The organism is Ruegeria sp. G12, from assembly GCF_056533565.1.
Window position 1 is genome coordinate 172,315 of the sequence record NZ_JBQFOO010000003.1, and the last position, 19,135, is coordinate 191,449.

18 protein-coding genes are annotated in these 19,135 nt (G+C 60.6%); 9 read left to right on the top strand and 9 right to left on the bottom strand.

Going from position 1 to position 19,135, the window contains the following annotated elements:
• Window positions 1-153: 153 nt before the first annotated feature.
• Together rlmN and ACR0JN_RS08590 are read right to left on the bottom strand one after the other, a co-directional pair.
• The gene (gene rlmN, locus ACR0JN_RS08585) at window positions 154-1,341 is read right to left on the bottom strand and encodes a dual-specificity RNA methyltransferase RlmN (RefSeq protein ID WP_480885157.1); all 1,188 of its coding nucleotides are present in this window, start codon (window positions 1,339-1,341) and stop codon (window positions 154-156) included.
• Between the two features lie 130 nt (window positions 1,342-1,471).
• A complete protein-coding gene (locus ACR0JN_RS08590; RefSeq protein ID WP_480885158.1) occupies window positions 1,472-2,005 on the bottom strand; it encodes an invasion associated locus B family protein in 534 nt (177 codons plus the stop codon).
• Window positions 2,006-2,183: 178 nt separating this feature from the next.
• On the opposite strand from ACR0JN_RS08590, the gene ACR0JN_RS08595 reads away from it, so the two are divergent.
• Complete coding sequence (locus ACR0JN_RS08595; protein WP_480885159.1) at window positions 2,184-3,182, top strand: asparaginase; 999 nt, start codon at window positions 2,184-2,186, stop codon at window positions 3,180-3,182.
• 3 nt (window positions 3,183-3,185) lie between these two features.
• Here the strand turns inward: ACR0JN_RS08595 and ACR0JN_RS08600 are convergent, their stop codons facing one another.
• The 4 genes from ACR0JN_RS08600 to ACR0JN_RS08615 form a co-directional block, all read right to left on the bottom strand.
• Window positions 3,186-3,506: a YciI family protein gene (locus ACR0JN_RS08600; RefSeq protein ID WP_480885160.1), complete on the bottom strand. Its 321-nt coding sequence runs from the start codon at window positions 3,504-3,506 to the stop codon at window positions 3,186-3,188.
• 22 nt (window positions 3,507-3,528) lie between these two features.
• The gene (locus ACR0JN_RS08605; RefSeq protein ID WP_480885161.1) at window positions 3,529-3,957 is read right to left on the bottom strand and encodes an SRPBCC family protein; all 429 of its coding nucleotides are present in this window, start codon (window positions 3,955-3,957) and stop codon (window positions 3,529-3,531) included.
• Window positions 3,945-4,274, bottom strand: coding sequence for an ArsR/SmtB family transcription factor (locus ACR0JN_RS08610; protein WP_480815773.1), 330 nt, complete (start codon window positions 4,272-4,274; stop codon window positions 3,945-3,947). The genes ACR0JN_RS08605 and ACR0JN_RS08610 overlap by 13 nt, the downstream gene beginning before the upstream one ends.
• A gap of 137 nt (window positions 4,275-4,411) precedes the next feature.
• Entirely contained in the window at window positions 4,412-4,648 is a 237-nt protein-coding gene (locus ACR0JN_RS08615) for a hypothetical protein (protein WP_480885162.1), read from the bottom strand.
• A gap of 17 nt (window positions 4,649-4,665) precedes the next feature.
• On the opposite strand from ACR0JN_RS08615, the gene ACR0JN_RS08620 reads away from it, so the two are divergent.
• Both ACR0JN_RS08620 and ACR0JN_RS08625 read left to right on the top strand, forming a co-directional pair.
• On the top strand, window positions 4,666-4,824 hold the full coding sequence (locus tag ACR0JN_RS08620) for a hypothetical protein (RefSeq protein ID WP_480885163.1): 159 nt from the start codon (window positions 4,666-4,668) through the stop codon (window positions 4,822-4,824).
• Window positions 4,805-7,132, top strand: coding sequence for a caspase family protein (locus tag ACR0JN_RS08625; protein ID WP_480885164.1), 2,328 nt, complete (start codon window positions 4,805-4,807; stop codon window positions 7,130-7,132). The genes ACR0JN_RS08620 and ACR0JN_RS08625 overlap by 20 nt, the downstream gene beginning before the upstream one ends.
• A 6-nt stretch (window positions 7,133-7,138) precedes the next feature.
• Here the strand turns inward: ACR0JN_RS08625 and serB are convergent, their stop codons facing one another.
• Window positions 7,139-8,014 carry a phosphoserine phosphatase SerB gene (gene serB, locus ACR0JN_RS08630; protein WP_480885165.1) on the bottom strand — a complete coding sequence of 292 codons (876 nt, stop codon included), beginning with the start codon at window positions 8,012-8,014 and terminating at the stop codon, window positions 7,139-7,141.
• A gap of 157 nt (window positions 8,015-8,171) precedes the next feature.
• Between serB and ACR0JN_RS08635 the strand changes: the two genes are divergently transcribed.
• Entirely contained in the window at window positions 8,172-9,689 is a 1,518-nt protein-coding gene (locus tag ACR0JN_RS08635; RefSeq protein WP_480885166.1) for a malonate--CoA ligase, read from the top strand.
• A gap of 83 nt (window positions 9,690-9,772) precedes the next feature.
• On the opposite strand, the gene serA is transcribed toward ACR0JN_RS08635, so the two are convergent.
• Window positions 9,773-11,368, bottom strand: coding sequence for a phosphoglycerate dehydrogenase (serA, locus tag ACR0JN_RS08640; protein WP_480885167.1), 1,596 nt, complete (start codon window positions 11,366-11,368; stop codon window positions 9,773-9,775).
• A 57-nt stretch (window positions 11,369-11,425) separates the two neighbouring features.
• Window positions 11,426-12,580, bottom strand: coding sequence for a phosphoserine transaminase (locus tag ACR0JN_RS08645; RefSeq protein ID WP_480885168.1), 1,155 nt, complete (start codon window positions 12,578-12,580; stop codon window positions 11,426-11,428).
• A 287-nt stretch (window positions 12,581-12,867) separates the two neighbouring features.
• On the opposite strand from ACR0JN_RS08645, the gene ACR0JN_RS08650 reads away from it, so the two are divergent.
• From ACR0JN_RS08650 to ACR0JN_RS08670, 5 genes are all read left to right on the top strand, one after another.
• Window positions 12,868-13,452, top strand: coding sequence for an ANTAR domain-containing response regulator (locus ACR0JN_RS08650; protein WP_480885169.1), 585 nt, complete (start codon window positions 12,868-12,870; stop codon window positions 13,450-13,452).
• Entirely contained in the window at window positions 13,449-14,621 is a 1,173-nt protein-coding gene (locus ACR0JN_RS08655; protein WP_480885170.1) for a CmpA/NrtA family ABC transporter substrate-binding protein, read from the top strand. Before ACR0JN_RS08650 ends, ACR0JN_RS08655 begins: the two co-directional genes overlap by 4 nt.
• A 271-nt stretch (window positions 14,622-14,892) precedes the next feature.
• Complete coding sequence (locus ACR0JN_RS08660) at window positions 14,893-16,260, top strand: CmpA/NrtA family ABC transporter substrate-binding protein (RefSeq protein ID WP_480885171.1); 1,368 nt, start codon at window positions 14,893-14,895, stop codon at window positions 16,258-16,260.
• A 92-nt stretch (window positions 16,261-16,352) separates the two neighbouring features.
• The gene (locus tag ACR0JN_RS08665) at window positions 16,353-17,438 is read left to right on the top strand and encodes an ABC transporter permease (RefSeq protein WP_480885172.1); all 1,086 of its coding nucleotides are present in this window, start codon (window positions 16,353-16,355) and stop codon (window positions 17,436-17,438) included.
• A 5-nt stretch (window positions 17,439-17,443) separates the two neighbouring features.
• The gene (locus tag ACR0JN_RS08670; protein WP_480885173.1) at window positions 17,444-19,129 is read left to right on the top strand and encodes an ABC transporter ATP-binding protein; all 1,686 of its coding nucleotides are present in this window, start codon (window positions 17,444-17,446) and stop codon (window positions 19,127-19,129) included.
• The last annotated feature ends 6 nt before the right edge of the window (window positions 19,130-19,135 follow it).

A 19,135-nucleotide genomic window follows, 5' to 3' on the forward strand; every position in this document is an offset into this window, starting at 1 on the left:
AATCATTCCATATGCCGACCCGAAGCCTCACCCGTTTGTGCACAAAGGTGAGCCCCCCAAACCGGGTCCAGCCTGTCGCAAACATACTAAATTGTGCATACAAAAAAAAGCGGCATAAACATTAAGTTTACAGCCGCAGCAGGTTTGAACCGGCTATGGGTTCAAACCGGCCTCGGATTCGATCTGTTTGCGCGATTTCCGGGCACGTTCCGTGGCCGATTTCAACTGACCGCAGGCGGCCATTATGTCCTCGCCCCGTGTCTTGCGGATGGGTGAGGCATAGCCCGCCTGATAGATGATATTGGCAAAGGCCCGGATGCGGTTGTTCGAACTGCGCTTATAGGGCGCGCCGGGCCATTCGTTGAACGGGATCAGGTTGATCTTGGCCGGAATATTGTGGCGCTTGATGTGCTCAATCAGACGATGCGCGTCCTCATCGCTGTCATTCACACCGTCCAGCATCACATATTCGAACGTGATCCGTTCGGAATTCGAGGCATTGGGATAACTGGCCAGCGCCCCCAGCAGTTCCTCGATATTCCAGCGTTTGTTGATCGGCACCAGTACATCGCGGGTTTCGTCGGTTGTGGCATGGAACGAGATTGCCAGCAGGCAACCGATTTCTTCCGCCGTGCGCGCAATCTCGGGCACCACGCCGCTGGTTGACAGCGTGATCCGGCGGCGGGACAGGGAAATCCCCTCGGGGTCCATCGCGATCTTCATCGCGTCACGCACGTTTTCGAAATTATAAAGCGGCTCGCCCATGCCCATCAGCACAATGTTCGACAGCAGGCGGGTTTCGTCCTTCGGCGCGCCGGGGGTGGGCCATTCCTCAAGATCGTCTCGGGCCATCATCACCTGACCGACGATTTCCGCCGCCGTCAGGTTGCGCACCAGTTTCTGGGTGCCTGTATGGCAGAACGAACAGGTCAGCGTGCAGCCCACTTGCGATGAGATACACAGCGTGCCGCGATCTTCTTCGGGGATATAGACGACCTCGACCTCATGCCCACCCGCGATGCGGCATAAGTATTTGCGGGTGCCGTCCTCAGAGACCTGACGCGCCACAACCTCGGGGATTTCGATGACAAAGCTTTCAGCCAGTTGCGCGCGATAGGCTTTGGCCAGATTGGTCATCTGCGCAAAATCGCGCACGCCCCACTGGTAAATCCACTGCCAGATCTGCCCGGTGCGCATCTTGGCCTGTTTCTCGGGCGTGCCATGCTCAATCAACGCCGCGCGCAACTGATCACGGGTCAAACCGACAAGGTTGATCTTCCCCTCGGACAGTTTGCGGGGGAGGGTCAGTACATCTTGCGTGATCGGCGCTTTGGGCGACATGGGCTATCTCAACGGATTCTGGCTTGGGATGCGCCTCTATATAGGAACATCCGCAAAGATCAAAAGGAATCGTGCAGGACATAGAAAAAGCCCCGCCAACCGACGGGGCCACTTGCGGTCTGCAGCGCGCTTAGTTGGTACAGCGCGTTTCTGCATCCTCTATGGCGGCGGTGAACCCCAGCAGCGAGAATGTGTCTTTGGTCTGCGTGCCACGCTCTGACCGCGCGGTCAAAACCGCCTCGGTCCCACGTTTCATGGCGGTGACGATCTTGGCATCGTCTGCAGCGGTTGCGGGCCACGCCCACTCGCCTTCGGTGAACAGTTCGAACTCATTGCCGTCAACGGTCAGGTTCACGGTGGACCCGGGCGCAAAGGGATAACCGCCGGTAAAGGTCACCTGACCTTTGACCTCGGCGTTGGGGCGATAGAATACGAACAGCAAGATATCGCTGCGCCGGACCGAGACCACGCGACCGCCGCGGGTGTTCACGGTTTCCTTGGGGGCTGAAACGCTCCAGCATTCGGTGGGATCATCTTCGACGAAAACGCTCCAATCCGTCTTTGCCGCCACACGGTTGGTGCTTGTCGCCTGTTGAGCGAGCGCGGTTGTGGCCATCCCTGCCATACAAAAGCCCGCGATCACGCGAACGAGCTTTGATCCCATCTGTCCAGCCTCCTAGCTCGACCCATACCTCATACCCATCGAAACGCCCCGCGAACCCTGCCGGTTCGTCTATAACATTGCGCATTCCGATGATTGCCGACATACACACACTAACGCAGGTTTCGCCACAGGCGAAAGGGCGATTGGCAGAATTTTGCGCATAAATCCGGAGGTCCAGATGACGCAGCCCGTAGCAATGACAGAACTGTGGCGCGGACCTTTGCTGGAAAGCCTGCATCTGGGTCATGCGGTGATCTGCGACGACACCGGCCAGATCGTGCGCAGCTGGGGCGACCCGAATGCAGTGATCTATCCAAGGTCCTCGGCCAAGATGATTCAGGGGCTGCCGCTGATCACCTCGGGTGCGGCAGCGAAATACGGGCTGAACAGCGAGCATCTGGCGCTGGCCTGCGCCTCGCATAACGGGGCGCATATTCACACCGACCGCGTGTCTGCCTGGCTGGATCACCTTGGACTGGGCGAACCCGATCTGCGCTGCGGCCCGCAGGAACCACAGGATATGGCCGCGCGCGACGGGTTGATTCTGGCCGATGACACGCCCTGCCAACTTCATAACAACTGTTCGGGCAAACATTGCGGGTTCCTGACCGTGGCGCAGCATATGGGCGCGGGCCCGGAATATCTTGAAATCGACCACCCGGTCCAGCAGGCCTGCTTGTCCGCCATCGAAGAAACCACCGGAGAAACCAGCCCCGCCTACGGGATCGACGGCTGCTCGGCCCCGAATTTCGCGACCTATCTGGTTGGGCTGGCGCGGTCGATGGCGTGGTTTGCCTCGGCCGCCGACCGGTCGGACCGGGCCAGCGATGCGGCGCAGCAACTGACCGCCGCGATGATCAAACACCCGGAACTGGTCGCAGGCGAAACCCGCGCCTGCACCGAGTTGATGCGGGCCATGCAGGGCCGCGCCGCGATCAAAACCGGAGCCGAGGCTGTTTTTGTCGCCATCCTGCCGGAAAAACGCATGGGCATTGCGCTGAAAATCACCGACGGTACCACTCGCGCCAGCGAATGCGCCATTGCCGCCATTCTGGTCAGCCTAGGCGTGCTCGAGGCCGATCACCCGGCCACAAGAAAATTCATGAACGCCACGCAATACAGCCGTCGCGGGCTGGAATGCGGCGTGATCAAGCCGGCGCCGGGGTTTCCCGGTTAAGGATCACATCTCGATCTCATGCACCTCGGCCACTTCGACCGAGCCGGACCCGTTTACAACCATCGGACAGCCCTTGGCCATCTCGGTCGCGGCTTCGATACTGTCGGCCTTGACCACGGTAAAGCCCGAGGCCGGGTTGGCACCGCCATTGTCGACGACTCCGGTGCTGCTGACCGTATAAGACTGGCCCACCGGATTGCCGGGAATGTCGAGCGCATCGCCCATACCGCCAAACCATGAACCCCAAGCGGCCATGGTGGCTTCAACCTCGGCGGGGTCGGTTGGGGTATGACCACCGTGATAAACAAACAAATATTGGGGCATTTCAGTCCTCCTTGTTGAAAATCTATTTTGCCGCAACCTCCAGCTTGCGCAGCGATGAGGTCCAGCCCTGATTGTGGTTCGCCGCGGCCTCGGCATCGGCCAGATCGCGGTGATCCAGCACGAGCCGCGACCCCGTGCCCGAGGGCGTGACCGTAAAGACCACATGGCTTTCCGCGCCGCGCTGGTCCTGATCGTCATGCCAGGCCCAGGTGAAGCCGACCGAATTAGGCGGATCGATATGGGTCACATAGCCCGAGACCTTGAACCGCTGGCCTTCGCCGTTTTCCATCACCGAATACCACGGGCCGAGGCGCGAGAAATCCAGATCATGCTCGGGTACATGCACGCCTTCGGGTCCCCACCATTGCAACAGCTTGGCCCCGTCGCTGACCCAGGCAAACAGAGTTTCGGGGGGGACGGGAAACTCCCGCTCCAGCTTCAGGTCGGCCATGAGTTTTCCCTTTCCAGTATATCCCCCAGACGATCAAGGCTGCTGTCCCAGAACTGCCGTTTCGAAATCGTCCATTCGGCAATCGCGCGCAGACCGTCGGGTTGAATGGAATACATCCGCTGCGCGCCCTGCACCCGCTGCCGGACCAGCCCTGCATTGCGCAGGATTTTCAGATGACGCGAAATGGCCGCGCCCGACATGCCTTTGCCTTCGATCAGATCGCCAGCGGGCAGTTCGCCCTGTTCCATCAACTGTTCGACAATCGAGAACCGCGTGGCATCCGAGAGCGCCGAAAATGTGTTCAATAAATCCGCCATGCCCCATATTTAACATCTACGTTAAATGATGGAAAGCCCGTTTTTCCACGCCGTCACAGCGCCTAAGGGATTTAGTTCACTGACAGGAGCCAGAAATTCAAACTTTGATGGACAAGCGTCACGGACGCACAGTAGGATCATATGTGCATGTTTAATTGTATTAGTTTAGTGTTGAGGAGGCTTGAAATGCGTTGTGCGACCATTTCATTATTTGTTTTATGTACCGTTACTGTTGCCGGTTGCACGTCACCCTGGTCACAGACGGAAACCGCTGAACCTGCGGCAGAAGTTCCGCAGCAGGCGGCTGCAACCACTTCATCGACGACGTCTGCAAGCTCAGGCAGTTCCACAACGTCCAGTTCTTCATCTTCCAATACAACGCAAAGCGGCGGTGAAGCCGATCGCGGCGAAGGCGGCGGTGGCGGATCGGACGGCGGCGGAGGTTCTGGCGGAGGCGGTTCCGGCGGCGGCGGTGGTGGTTCCGGCGGTGGCGGCGGCGATAGCTGGGGTTGATCTGAAAGGGTCAAAACATGTCACGTCTCGGGCGTAAATCCAGACACGGCCATCTGCGCACAAGGCTTGCCGCAGTTTTTCTGAGCGCAGGCGTTTTCACCGCGCAGATGGCGGTCGCAAACAGCGACGCATCCTTCCCTGCCAACCGGATCGCCATCGTTATCGGCAATCAGGACTACGCAAATGTCGGCGACCTGACCAACGCCCGCAAGGATGCCGAAGACATCGCCGAGATGTTGCGTGGCTTCAACTTCCGGGTTTTCGATGGCTATGACCTGGGCAAACGCGAGTTCGAGGAGCTGATCAGAACTGCCGTTCTGAACATCCCCGACTCGGCGGATGTGCTGTTTTACTATGCGGGTCACGGCATTCAGATCGGGCGGCGAAACTATTTGTTGCCCGTGGATGCCAAATTTGAAAGCGTCTATGACGTCCCGTTGGCGACCATGACGCTGGACCGCGTGATCGACACCTTGTCGGCGCGCAGTTCCGCCCATGTCGCCATTCTGGATTCCTGCCGCGACAACCCCTTTCAGGACCTCAGACTGGCCGCCGATCTGGATGCCAACCTGTTCGAAACCCGAGAGGGGTTCGATGTGTTTAAAACGCCGCTGAATTCTCTGGTGGCCTATTCAACCTCACCCGGAGCGGTGGCCAGCGATGGCGAGACGGGTCAGAACAGCCCCTATACGGCGGCGGTTCTGGAGACGGCTCAATCCTCGCCGTTCGAGAACATTCAACAACTGTTCCCGGTGATCCGGGAACGGGTCCACAGCTCGACCCAGGGACAGCAAATTCCCTGGGAAAGCTCGACCCTGGTGCGTCCGTTCTATCTGGCGCAACAACAGGTCGAGGTTGAGGACGGGCAGGTGCAGGAAGGCGCGCCGCAATCGCTCAGCCTCAGCTATCAGTTCGACAAGTCCATCCCCCTGTCCCAGAGCCTGAAGCAAACGCTCGGAGGCGACATCCGGGGCCTGCGGCTGGTAGAAAACCCCGAAAGGGGGGTCGTCAGCGTCCGCGATCAATCGACAAATGACGGCCTGACATACTCGCCGGAAATCACCGACGCGCGAGCCGCTGAATTGGGTGATCTGCGGTTCACCGACACCTTCTCGGTCGAGGTGATAACGGCGGATCAGAAGAAACAGAATGTCGAGGTGTCGCTCAATCTTGAAATGAATGCCTGCGATCTCGAGGCCGGGGATGCGCTGGACCTGAACGGTGTCGGCGTGTTTCGCCTGCCCAATGAATTGAACGTCTCCAAAGGTTTGGCGGCCTGTACGAAAGCCGTCGAAGACGATCCCGACAACCCTCGGTTTTTGTACCAGTTGGGTCGCCTGCAACAGGCGGCGGGCAACATAGCCGGGGCGTATGACAGCATCTCAAAAGCCGTGGACGGCGGTCATATCCGGGCAAAATACGCGCTGGCGACGCTGCTGCAGACCGACCGCATCGACCGCGCCGTGACCAAAACGCCGCGCGATCTGGACAAGGCGCGTGCGCTTTTGGAAGAGGCCGCGTCGGAAAAAGACCCCTTTGCCATGCACGGCCTTGGCAAACAATTGCTGCGCGAAGGTGAGACCGCCGAGGATAAAAAGCGCGGCTTTGAATTATTGGAACGCTCGGTGGAACTGGGCCACACCTATTCGATGAACGAGCTAGGCCTGTATTTCCTGCGCGAGAACTCGGACCACTACATCCCCGAACGCGGCATGCGCTATCTGCGCGCCTCGGAACTGCGCAAGGATATCTATGGCTATGACAATCTAGCCTATGTGTCCCTGCTGGGTCTTGGCGGCAACCCCGTCAATCTCGACAAGGCCGAGGCGTATTTTTTGGCCGCCTCGAACGGCGGCCATCCGACGGCCCCGGCCAGTATCGCCCGCATGATCCTGAACGACCAATTACAGGGCCGAACCCGGACCGAGGCGCTGGAGTGGTACGATATCTCTCTGGCGCGCGGCGATGCCTGGGGCGGCGCGAACGGGGCCTATATCATTCTGGACGGACAGGTGCCTCAGCGCGGTGCGGCGGATGCGGCGGTGCGCGCGGCCAAAGCGGCGTTGCTGCCAAATGAAGAACCCGCCGGTCAGGCAAGAGCCCAATTGGACAATATCTCGCGCTCCGATCTGGACCGGGCGTTGCAAATGGCGCTGAATGAACTGGGTGAAAGCGTGGCTGTCGATGGCCAGGTCGGGCCGGCCACGCTGAGCGCGCTTGAAAACATCAGTGCCAAATTCGGGGTCCCGGTTCCTTATGCGGCGGCGAACGATCCCAAGGAACGCCTGCTACTGGCCGCCCGCGTGTATTGGGCGCAGAACCCGGTGCGGTTCGATTTGTTCTAGGGGGTGTCAGCCCAGAAACTCGGCCTTTGAGTAGCCTTGCAGATACAGTAGCGCGGTCAAATCCCCGTGGTTGATACGCACATCGCATTGCGCGGCGACCGAAGGCTTGGCGTGCAGCGCAACACCGGTTCCGGCGCGGCCCAGCATGCCCAGATCATTTGCCCCGTCGCCAACCGCGATCACATCCGCCTCGGACAGGCCCAGATTTTTGGTGATACGCTCCAGAGACTCGACTTTGGCCTCGCGCCCGAGAATGGGCCGCTGCACGTCGCCGGTCAGCAGCCCGTCTTCCACCAGCAGCGTGTTGGCCCGGTTTTCATCGAACCCCAAAAGCGCGGCAACGCGCGCGGTGAAGGCGGTGAACCCGCCTGAAACCAGCGCGGCGTAACCTCCGTTTTCGCGCATGGTGGCAACCAGTTCGCGCCCGCCGGGCATCAGAGTTATCCGCGTGTTCAGCACCTGATCGATTACCGCTTCGTCCAGACCTTTCAGCAGCCCGACCCGTTCGATCAGCGCGCCTTCGAAATCCAGCTCGCCATTCATGGCTCGCGCAGTGATGTCCTTGACCCGGTCGCCAACGCCTGCTTCATCCGCCAACTCGTCGATGCATTCCTGCTGGATCATGGTGCTGTCCATATCCGCCAGCAGCATCTTTTTCCGCCGCCCTTGGGCAGGCTGCACCACCAGATCGACGCCCATCCGCTGCAAGTCCGCCCAAACATCCCAGCGGTTGTACGGCAGGCTTGGCAAAGCAAACTCAGCCGCCTCATCCGGGTTCAGCCAGGCGATATCCTGCCCGCCCCATGCGTTCCGCAGCGACTCGATCAGGGCACCGTCCAGCGAAGGCGCGGCGGGATTGGTCAGCAAAGTGGCAACGTACATGTCAGGTCTCCGGCAAGTTGACTTGCGCATATCGCAGGTGCAGCATTTTCGCCAGTGCCGGTTTGCCTATGCGGCCTTGAAATTGTGCCATCCGGGGGCTTTACCCCCCTTCGTTTCCGAGCCAGATTCAAGGCGATTGAGCGCAAGGAGGAACAGGATGAGCAACCCGCTGTATGATCGTTTGTTTGGCATCCATGCGGGTAAGGACACCCCGTTCCTATATTTGCCAGACGGCCAGATCCTGACCCATTCCGATTTTCTGGACATGGCCGCCCGCATCGCCAATGCCCTGACCGGGCTGGAACTGGAACCGGGCGACCGGGTTGCCGTTCAGGTCGAGAAATCGCCCGAGATGCTGGCGCTCTATGCCGCCTGCACGCAGACCGGGCTGATCTTTCTGCCGCTGAACACGGCCTACAAGACGGCGGAACTGACCTATTTCATCGAAAACAGCGGCGCGGCGCTGGTTGTCTGCGATGCGGCCAGCGAGGCCGGTCTTGCACCCGTCGCGCAGGCCCAGAACGCGCGGCTTGAGACGTTGAACGCCGATGGCTCGGGCAGCCTGATGCGCCGGGCCTTTGGCATGCTGCCCGCATTTGAGCCGGTCAGACGAGCCGAGGATGATTTGGCCGCGTTCCTCTATACCTCGGGCACCACCGGGCGATCCAAGGGCGCGATGCTGACACAGGACAACCTGCTGTCCAATGCGGAAACGCTGGTGCGCGAATGGCACTTCACAAGCGACGATGTGCTGCTGCACGCCTTGCCGATCTTTCACACTCACGGGCTGTTTGTGGCGACCAACGTGATCCTCGCCTCGGGCGGGTCGATGATCTTCCTGCCGAAATTCGACCTCGACGCGATCCTGCGCCTGATGCCGCAGGCAACCTCGATGATGGGGGTTCCCACCTTCTACACCCGCCTGCTGGGTGATGAGCGGTTCACCACCGACCTTGCGCGTCATATGCGGTTGTTCATCTCGGGCTCGGCCCCGTTGTTGGCGGAAACCCATGAGCAGTTCGAGGCGCGGACAGGTCATCGCATCCTGGAACGCTACGGGATGACCGAAACCAACATGAACACCTCGAACCCCTATGACGGGGACCGGCGCGCGGGTACGGTTGGCCTGCCCCTGCCCGATGTCGAGTTGAAGGTGACCGACCCCGACAGCGGTGAGCCCATGCCCCAAGGCGAGATCGGCATGATCGAGGTGCGCGGCCCCAACGTGTTCAGCGGCTATTGGCAGATGCCCGAGAAGACCGCCGCCGAATTACGCGAAGACGGGTTCTTCATTACCGGCGATCTGGGGCGCGTGGATCAGGACGGCTATGTTCATATCGTGGGTCGGGGCAAAGACCTGATCATCTCGGGCGGGTTCAACATCTACCCGAAAGAAATCGAACTGCTGCTGGACGACCAGCCCGGCGTTCTGGAAAGCGCCGTAATCGGCGTGCCCCATCCCGATTTCGGAGAGACCGTTCTGGGTATCATCGTGCCACAACCCGGCCAGACCCCCGATCTTGAGGCCATCATGACGTCGGTTCAAAATGACCTCGCCCGGTTCAAGCATCCCCGCAAGCTGATCGTTTTGGACGAATTGCCCCGCAACACGATGGGTAAAGTGCAGAAAAACGCCCTGCGCGACGCGTACAAGGACAGTTTCACAGCAGGCTGAAGGTTTGATCTGATCAGCCGTTACAAATGAAAAACCCGGGCCAAACTCGGCCCGGGTCCAAATGTCAGCAACATGTGCGACCCTCAGGCCACGTCAAACTCCAGTGGTTTGATCTGGGTGAACAGACCGGTTTCCGCCAGCTTGGCCCGCGCCTCGGCGGGAACGGGTTCATCGACATAAAGCAGGGCAATCGCCTCGCCGCCTGCCCCGGCGCGGCCAAGGGTAAAGTTGGCGATGTTTACGCCATTCTCGCCCATGGTCTGCCCCAGCGCCCCGATGATGCCCGGCACATCCTCGTTGGTGGTATAGAGCATATGGCGACCGATCTCGGCATCGATATTGATGCCTTTGATCTGGATGAAACGTGGCTTGCCATCGCTGAACACTGTGCCGCCGATCGAGCGCTCGCGCTTGTCGGTGACAACGGTGACCTTGATGTAGCCCTCGAAGGCACCTGACTTGTCCTGATTGGTGGTCGACAACTGAATGCCACGCTCTTTGGCGACAACGGGGGCCGAGACCATGTTCACCTCGGGATTGAACTTTTTCATGATCCCCGCGATCACGGCGCAATTCAGGGCGGCAAGGTTCATCTCGGCTGCCACCCCATCATAGAGGATGTTGATCGCCTTTACCGGCTCGTCCGTCATCTGGCCGATAAAGCTGCCCAGATGACCGGCCAGCTTGATCCACGGGCCCATGACCTTGGCCTCTTCCGCCGTGACGCTGGGCATGTTCAGCGCATTCTCCACCGCGCCGGTCAGCAGGTAGTTCGAGATCTGCTCGGCCACCTGCAGCGCCACATTCTCCTGCGCTTCGGTGGTCGCCGCACCTAAGTGAGGCGTGCAGACCACGTTGGGCAGGTTGAACAGCGGGTTCTCCTTGGCCGGTTCCACGCTGAACACGTCAAAGGCCGCACCGGCTACATGGCCCGATTGCAGCATCTCGGCCAGCGCCTCTTCATCGACCAGACCGCCGCGGGCACAGTTGACGATGCGCACGCCCTTCTTGGTCTTCGCCAGATTCTCGCGGCTCAGAACGTTGCGGGTCTGATCGGTCAGCGGCACGTGCAGGGTGATGAAATCGGCGCGGGCCAGCAATTCGTCCAACTCAACCTTTTCCACGCCCATTTGTGCGGCTTTCTCCTCGCCAAGATAGGGATCGTAGGCGACGACCTTCATCTTCAGCCCCAGCGCACGTTCGCAGACGATGCCACCGATGTTACCCGCGCCAATGACGCCGAGGGTCTTGTTAGTCAGTTCGATCCCCATGAACTTGGATTTTTCCCATTTGCCGGCTTGGGTCGAGGCGCTGGCCTCGGGGATTTGCCGCGCCACGGCGAACATCATTGCAATCGCGTGTTCGGCGGTGGTGATCATGTTGCCATAGGGCGTGTTCATTACGATCACACCCTTCTTGCTGGCTGCATCCTTATCGATATTGTCGGTGCCGATCCCGGCGCGGCCAATGACCTTCAGCTTGTCGGCTTTCTCCAGAATGGTCGGCGTGACCTTGGTGGCCGAGCGGATGGCGAGGCCGTCATACTGACCGATCACCTCGGCCAGTTTGTCTTTGTCCTTGCCCAGATCGGGCATGAAATCCACATCGATGCCGCGATCTCGAAAGATCTGCACGGCGGTTTCGCTGAGCTTGTCAGATACGAGTACTTTGGGGGCCATATTTGTGGTCCTTGAATTTTGGAAAGATGTCCGGGCCACAGGCGGCCCGTTGAAAGGTCAGGCGGCTGCCGTTTGCGCCGCGATCTCGGCCTCAAAGGCCCAGGCCAGCCACGGTAGCATGGCCTGAATGTCAGAGGTCTCGACCGTGCCGCCACACCAGATGCGCAGGCCCGCAGGGGCGTCGCGATAGGCACCAATGTCCAGCGCGATATTCTCGGTCTCAAGCCGCTTGGCGACAGCTTTGGCGAATGTTGCACCGTCCTGTATGCGCGGATCGGTGAATTTCAGGCAAACCGATGTGTTCGATTGCGTCGCAGCATCCTCGGCCAGATTGGCGATCCAGTCATTCTGGTCGCAGAACGCATGCACCGCACCTGCATTGGCATCCGCGCAGGCGATCAGACCTTGCAGCCCACCAACCGAGCGCGCCCAATCCAGCGCAAACAGGTAATCCTCGACCGCCAGCATCGACGGCGTGTTGATCGTGGCCCCGGTAAAGATGCCTTCGATCAGTTTGCCGCCTTTGGTCAGGCGGAAAATCTTGGGCAGCGGCCATGCAGGAGTGTAACTTTCCAACCGTTCAACTGCGCGAGGGCTGAGGATCAGCATCCCGTGGGCGGCTTCTCCACCCAGCACTTTCTGCCAACTGAACGTGGTCACATCCAGCTTGTCCCACGGCAGGTCCATCGCAAAAGCCGCAGAGGTTGCGTCGCAAATCGTCAGACCCTGACGGTCATCCGCGATCCAATCGCCATTGGGAACCCGCACGCCCGAGGTCGTGCCGTTCCACGTGAACACCACGTCATTGGCGAAATCGACCGAGGCCAGATCGACGATCTGCCCATAGTCAGCCGTCTTCACCTCGGCGTCGATCTTCAACTGCTTGACTACGTCGGTCACCCAGCCCGCGCCAAAGCTCTCCCACGCCAGCATTTCAACCTTGCGCTCACCCAGCAGCGACCACAGCGCCATCTCAACCGCGCCGGTGTCCGAGGCGGGAACGATGCCGATCTTGTAATCTGCCGGAATGCCCAGCACCTCACGCGTGCCTTCAATGGCTGCTTTCAGCTTGTCCTTGCCAACAGCCGCGCGGTGCGACCGACCCAGCGCAGCATCGGCCAGTTTGGTCAGATCAAATGTGGGGGGTTTGGCGCAGGGGCCCGAGGAAAAACGCGGATTCGCCGGCCGCGTGACCGGTTGTTCGGTAGTCATGTGTATTACCCTTCCAGATACACGCCCCTCGTTGGGGAGGGGTGTCCCACCGCCACACCTAAGAACCCCGCCGCGACGCAGCAAGCAGAAAAGACGCTTGAAAGTCGGAAAACGACATCCTCCAGCGCCCTGCTCGCAGTCACAAGTTTCCGATAGGCGACAAATTTACGGGCGATTAAGACGATCTTGCGGGCATCTGACTGTTTTTTGAGCACCCCCAAGCGGGGCCGCAGCGGAATAACCCTGGAACCCTTGCGATCCTCGCGGTGCCCCGGTGAAAAGAGGCCATGCCTGACACCCTGACTATTGTCGTTGTCGAAGAAGAGCGGGACCGCGCGATTGCCATCGTGGATGCGCTGAAAGCGTCCGGGTCTTATGATGTGCATGTGATCGGCAATGCCTCGAGCCTGGCGCGCAAGATTGCGGCACTGGTGCCGGATGTGGTGTTGATCGACATCGACAATCCAACCCGCGACATGCTTGAGGAACTGACGCTGGCCTCGGGCCCGCTAGAGCGCCCCGTTGCCATGTTCGTCTCGGGCGCGGCGGGTGATCTGGCCTCGACCGCGATTGAGGCGGGGCTCTCGGCTTACGTGGTCGACGGGATGCAGCCGGACCGCCTGAAACCGGTGTTGGATGCAGCGATCGCCCGGTTCCAGATCGTCCGGCAGATGCGCCGCGAGCTGGCTGAAACCAAACGCGCTTTGGAAGAACGCAAAGTGATCGACCGTGCCAAGGGCCTGCTGATGAAGGCGCGCGGCGTCGAGGAGGAAGAGGCCTATGCCCTGTTGCGCAAGGCCGCGATGGATCAGGGCCGCCGCGTCGCCGATGTGGCCGAGGCGCTGGTGACGGCCTCGGGGCTGTTGTCATGAACGCGGTCACCTTGCCCGTCGCCTATGTGCCGCTGGTCGATGCCGCACCTCTGATCGTGGCACATGAGATGGGTCTGGCGCGCGCCGAAGGGGTCGAACTGGACCTGATCGCCGCGCCCTCATGGTCATCCGTGCGCGACATGCTGGCCTTTGGCCGGGTGGATGCGGCGCATCTGCTGTCCCCGGTGCCGGTGGCCATGGCACTTGGTTTGGGCGGGGTCACGCAGCCCTTATCTGCCGTATCCGTCCTGTCGGTGAACGGCGATGTCATCGGCATCAGCCGCGCGTTGGAGACGCGCCTGCGCGACACAGGTTACGCGTTCGATTTCCACAATCCGTTCAAGGCTGCTGCCGCGTTGGCCTCGGTCGCGGATGGGCCTTTGGTCTTTGGCGTGCCCTTCCCGTTCTCATTGCACGTGGAACTGCTGCACTGCTGGCTTGAGGCCACAGACCTGTCAAAAGTCGGCGTTGAAGTCCGCACCATTCCCCCGCCCCTGATGGCTCAGGCCTTGGCCGAGGGCGATGTGGATGCGTTCTGCGTGGGTGAGCCATGGGGCTCGGTCGCGGTGGAATCGCAGGCGGGCGCATTGTTGTTGCCCGGTCAGGCGATCTGGGCCTTTGCCCCGGAAAAGGTGCTGGCCGTGCGCACCGACTGGGCCGAGACCGAACCGCACCTGCTGGGCAAGCTGATGCGGGCCGTTTGGCGCGCCGGGCGCTGGTTGGGTCAGCCGGGCAGCCACACGGCTGCCGCTGAAATCCTCGCGCGCGACGCTTATCTGAACCTGCCCTCGGAATTGATCGACCGGGCGCTGTCGGGGCGGTTCACCATCACCGGCCATGCGGAACAGCGCGAGGTGCCGGGATTTGTCGAATTCCACGACGGGGCCGCAAACTTCCCTTGGCGCAGTCAGGCCAAATGGATCGCGCATCGACTTGCCCACCGCTACGGTCTGGACCCGCATCTGGCGCTGGCACAGGCGGGCGGTGTGTTCCGCAGCGATATCTACCGTACTCAGATGGCCGGGATCGGAGCCGACCTGCCCGGAGCCTCGGAAAAGCTGGAGGGCGCGATTCGCAGCACCACGCCTGTCGCCTCGCAGAACGGGCAGCTTTCACTGCAACGGGACGCGTTTCTGGACGGGCGCATTTTTGACCCGCAGGAGATTTGATGCCCAAGAAATAAGCATCCTGCCGGAGCGCACCGTGCGAAGGCAGCAATTTATGCCGCGCCGCAGCAAAATTCCTTGATCCGGACCGAACCTTTTCTCACGATACCTCCATCGGCACGCAATGGCGTGTGCCTTCCGAATTCCTCCCAAAGTTTGGGAATGACCGAGCAAAGCCGCTCACTCTCTGATCCCTCCTACCGGTCAGAGCGTGCAGCGGCTTTTTTGTTTTTCACACCCGGATAGGCCGGGACCAAGAAAGGGACAAACCAATATGACGCGATTCCTCGCAGGCCTTGTCGCCACCACCGCCTTGATCAGCCCGGCTTTGGCCGAGCCGCTGGAACTGGAAAAAGACGAACTGACCTTTGGCTTTATCAAACTGACCGACATGGCCCCGCTGGCCGTGGCCTATGAGAACGGCTATTTCCTGGATGAAGGCCTGTTCGTGACGCTGGAAGCGCAGGCCAACTGGAAAGTGCTGCTGGACGGCGTGATCGACGGACAACTGGACGGCGCGCATATGCTGGCCGGACAGCCCCTGGCCGCCACGATTGGATACGGCACCGAGGCGCATATCGTCACCCCCTTCTCGATGGACCTGAACGGCAACGGCATCACCGTATCGAACGAGGTCTGGGCAGAGATGAAGCCGAACATCCCGGTGATGGATGACGGCCGCCCGCAGCACCCGATTTCGGCTCAGGCACTGGCCCCGGTGGTCGAGAAGTACAAATCCGAAGGCAAGCCGTTCAACATGGGCATGGTCTTCCCGGTCTCGACCCACAATTACGAGCTGCGTTACTGGTTGGCCGCTGGCGGCCTGCATCCGGGCTATTACAGCCCCGACAACGTGACCGGCCAGATTGGTGCGGATGTGTTCCTGTCCGTGACGCCTCCACCGCAGATGCCTGCGACGCTGGAAGCCGGCACGATCTACGGCTATTGCGTCGGCGAGCCGTGGAACCAGCAGGCCGTGTTCAAGGGCATCGGCGTGCCGGTGATCACCGACTATGAGCTGTGGAAGAACAACCCCGAGAAGGTTTTCGGCATCACCGCCGAGTTTGCCGAGGAATACCCCAACACCGCCCGCGCCGTCACCAAGGCCCTGATCCGTGCCGCGATCTGGCTGGACGAGAATGACAACGCCAACCGCCCCGCTGCGGTCGAGATGCTGAGCCAGCCGGAATATGTGGGGGCCGACTACGACGTGATCGCGAACTCGATGACCGGGACGTTCGAATATGAAAAGGGCGACAAGCGCGAGGTGCCCGATTTCAACGTGTTCTTCCGCTACAACGCAACCTACCCGTTCTATTCGGACGCCATCTGGTACCTGACCCAGATGCGCCGCTGGGGCCAGATCGCCGAGCCGCAGACCGATGCGTGGTATGATGAGGTCGCCAAGTCGGTCTATCGCCCCGACATCTATCTGGACGCCGCACAGATGCTGGTGGACGAAGGTCTGGCGAACAAGGCCGATTTCCCCTGGGACAGCGATGGCTACAAGGCCCCGACGCCCGCCGAAGATATCATCGACGGCATTCCCTATGACGCCCGCCAGCCCAACGCCTATCTGCAAAGCCTGCCGATTGGCCTGAAAGGCGAGCAGGTCGTCATCGGCACCGAAGTGCAGGGCTAAGCCCCTTTCCCCCGGCCCTGAGTGGCCGGGGTTTCCCACACGACACAGAATTCCACCCCGCCCGGATCAAAGCCGGGTCAGGAGACCGCAAGATGACAGCCATCGACCACGATACGCTATCCACGGATGCTGAACGCGAGGCCCGCCGCGCCCGCCTGTTCACCCGGATCAACGCCGCCGACAAATGGTTTCAGGTTCTGGGCCTGTCCTGGATCACTCCGGTTCTGAAGGCCGCTGCTGGCGATAACCCCCGCGCCCAGATGGGCGAGATTTGGCGTCTGCTGGCGGTGCCACTGCTGGCCATCTGCGCGTTCCTGCTGCTGTGGGGCACGCTTGCGCCCAAGGTGCAGACCTCGCTGGGGGCTGTCCCCGGTCCGGCTCAGGTCTGGTCCGAAGCGCTCAACCTGCATCAAGACGCACAGGCCAAGGCCGCCAAGAAAGACAAGTTCGAGGCGATGGTCGAAAAGCGCAACCAGAAGTTCATCGACGCAGGCCAACCTGAAAAGGTCAAAGAGGTCGCCTATACCGGCGCGCCGAGTTACTACAACCAGATCTGGACCTCGATCAAAACAGTCTTCTTCGGCTTTCTGATCGCCACCATCGTCGCCGTTCCGCTGGGCATCATGGCGGGCCTGTCGCCTACTGCAAATGCGGCACTGAACCCGCTGATCCAGATTTTCAAACCGGTCTCGCCGCTGGCGTGGCTGCCCATCGTGACCATGATCGTCTCAGCCGTCTACGTCACCAATGACGGCTGGTTCGCGAAATCCTTCCTGATTTCGGCCATCACCGTGACGCTGTGTTCCCTGTGGCCGACGCTGATCAACACATCACTGGGTGTGGCCTTTATCGACAAGGATCTGGTCAACGTCTCGAAGGTCCTGAAAATGAACACCTACACCAAGATCACCAAACTGGTTCTGCCCTCGGCCCTGCCGCTGATATTTACCGGCCTGCGCCTGTCGCTGGGTGTCGGCTGGATGGTTCTGATCGCGGCTGAGATGCTGGCGCAGAACCCCGGTCTGGGCAAGTTCGTTTGGGATGAATTCCAGAACGGCTCGTCCAGTTCGCTGGCCAAGATCATGGTGGCTGTGTTCACCATCGGCATCATCGGCTTCCTGCTGGATCGCGTGATGTATGCGCTGCAGTCGCTGTTCACCTTCTCGAACAACCGGTGACCGATATGGCTGTGATCGAGTTCAAAAATGTCAGCAAATCCTTCGGCTCCGGCACCGTCGCGACGGATGTGCTGAAAGACATCAACCTGTCGGTTGAAGAAGGCGAGTTCGTGGTTCTGCTGGGCTTTTCCGGCACCGGTAAGACCACGCTGATCAACCTGATGGCTGGGATCGAGTTTCCGACCAAGGGCAGTGTCACATTCCGAGACAAACCCATCACCGGCCCCGCGCCGGAACGGGGGGTGATCTTCCAGAACTACTCCTTGATGCCGTGGCTGACGGTGACGGGCAATGTGCGGCTCGCCGTGGATGCTGTCTTTCCCAAGATGCCCAAGGCCGAGAAAGAGGAAAAGGTTGCGCATTATATCCGCATGGTCGGCCTGAGCCACGCCGCCACCCGCCGCCCTGCCGAATTGTCGGGCGGAATGCGGCAACGGGTGAACGTGGCCCGTGCGCTGGCGATGGACCCCGAGGTTCTGCTGCTGGACGAGCCGCTGTCGGCGCTTGACGCGCTGACCCGTGGCAATCTGGCGGAAGAGATCGAAAAGATCTGGGAGGCCGACCGCAAGACCTGTGTCCTGATCACCAATGACGTGGACGAAGCGATCCTGCTGGCCGACCGCATCATCCCGCTGAACCCCAACGGCACTTTGGGGACCGAGTTCAAAGTCTCGATCCCCCGCCCACGCGACCGGTCCGCCATGAACCATGACGAGACGTTCAAGGCCCTGCGCGGCGAGGTCACCAAATACCTGATGGATGTGGGGATCGAAGCCAAAGTCGAAGGCACCCGCATCCTGCCCGACGTGACCCCGATCCATGGTGTCCCGGCTGCGGTGAAACAGGCCCAGACAGGCCTGATCGACGAGCGCTATCTGGATTTCAGCCAGTTGCACAAGGTCTACCCAACACCCAAAGGCCCGCTGACCGTGGTCGAGGATTTCAACCTGAAACTCAACCGGGGCGAGTTCATCTCACTGATCGGCCACTCGGGTTGCGGCAAGTCCACGGTGCTGACCATGGCGGCTGGACTGAACGAAATCTCCAAAGGCGCAATCAAGCTGGACGGCCGCCATGTGGAAGGCGCGGATCCCGAGCGTGCCGTTGTGTTCCAGTCGCCCTCGCTGTTCCCGTGGCTGACCGCCAAGGAAAACGTCTCGGTCGGAGTTGACCGCGTTTACCCACGCGCCAGTCAGGCGGAACGGCAGGATGTCGTGGAATACTATCTGGAACGGGTCGGTCTGGCCGACGCGATGGACAAATCCGCCGCCGATATGTCGAACGGCATGCGTCAACGGGTTGGCATCGCGCGCGCCTTTGCTCTGTCTCCGAAACTGTTGCTGCTGGATGAACCCTTCGGGATGCTCGACAGCCTCACCCGTTGGGAGCTGCAGGAAGTGCTGATGGAGGTCTGGTCCCGCACCAAGGTCACCACCATCTGCGTTACCCACGATGTGGACGAGGCGATCCTGCTGGCCGACCGTGTGGTGATGATGACCAACGGCCCGCAGGCCACAATCGGCAAGATCACCAATGTCGACCTGCCGCGCCCGCGCACCCGCAAGGCGCTGCTGGCCCACCCTGATTACTACGAATACCGGCAAGAGGTGTTGGATTTCCTCGAGGAATACGAACATGGCGCAAAACCCAAGCCCAAAACCCCTTCCCCCAAAGCCATTGCTGCGGAGTGACCTGAT

What these genes read in the sequence shown, in the direction of transcription:
- ACR0JN_RS08650 (WP_480885169.1), top strand. Translation starts at nt 12,868, where the DNA reads ATGCCTGACACCCTGACTATTGTCGTTGTCGAAGAAGAGCGGGACCGC.
- ACR0JN_RS08590 (WP_480885158.1), bottom strand. Translation starts at nt 2,005, where the DNA reads ATGGGATCAAAGCTCGTTCGCGTGATCGCGGGCTTTTGTATGGCAGGG.
- ACR0JN_RS08600 (WP_480885160.1), bottom strand. Translation starts at nt 3,506, where the DNA reads ATGCCCCAATATTTGTTTGTTTATCACGGTGGTCATACCCCAACCGAC.
- ACR0JN_RS08595 (WP_480885159.1), top strand. Translation starts at nt 2,184, where the DNA reads ATGACGCAGCCCGTAGCAATGACAGAACTGTGGCGCGGACCTTTGCTG.
- ACR0JN_RS08665 (WP_480885172.1), top strand. Translation starts at nt 16,353, where the DNA reads ATGACAGCCATCGACCACGATACGCTATCCACGGATGCTGAACGCGAG.
- ACR0JN_RS08655 (WP_480885170.1), top strand. Translation starts at nt 13,449, where the DNA reads ATGAACGCGGTCACCTTGCCCGTCGCCTATGTGCCGCTGGTCGATGCC.
- ACR0JN_RS08610 (WP_480815773.1), bottom strand. Translation starts at nt 4,274, where the DNA reads ATGGCGGATTTATTGAACACATTTTCGGCGCTCTCGGATGCCACGCGG.
- ACR0JN_RS08605 (WP_480885161.1), bottom strand. Translation starts at nt 3,957, where the DNA reads ATGGCCGACCTGAAGCTGGAGCGGGAGTTTCCCGTCCCCCCCGAAACT.
- ACR0JN_RS08645 (WP_480885168.1), bottom strand. Translation starts at nt 12,580, where the DNA reads ATGACTACCGAACAACCGGTCACGCGGCCGGCGAATCCGCGTTTTTCC.
- serB (WP_480885165.1), bottom strand. Translation starts at nt 8,014, where the DNA reads ATGTACGTTGCCACTTTGCTGACCAATCCCGCCGCGCCTTCGCTGGAC.
- ACR0JN_RS08660 (WP_480885171.1), top strand. Translation starts at nt 14,893, where the DNA reads ATGACGCGATTCCTCGCAGGCCTTGTCGCCACCACCGCCTTGATCAGC.
- ACR0JN_RS08635 (WP_480885166.1), top strand. Translation starts at nt 8,172, where the DNA reads ATGAGCAACCCGCTGTATGATCGTTTGTTTGGCATCCATGCGGGTAAG.
- rlmN (WP_480885157.1), bottom strand. Translation starts at nt 1,341, where the DNA reads ATGTCGCCCAAAGCGCCGATCACGCAAGATGTACTGACCCTCCCCCGC.
- ACR0JN_RS08670 (WP_480885173.1), top strand. Translation starts at nt 17,444, where the DNA reads ATGGCTGTGATCGAGTTCAAAAATGTCAGCAAATCCTTCGGCTCCGGC.
- ACR0JN_RS08625 (WP_480885164.1), top strand. Translation starts at nt 4,805, where the DNA reads ATGTCACGTCTCGGGCGTAAATCCAGACACGGCCATCTGCGCACAAGG.
- serA (WP_480885167.1), bottom strand. Translation starts at nt 11,368, where the DNA reads ATGGCCCCCAAAGTACTCGTATCTGACAAGCTCAGCGAAACCGCCGTG.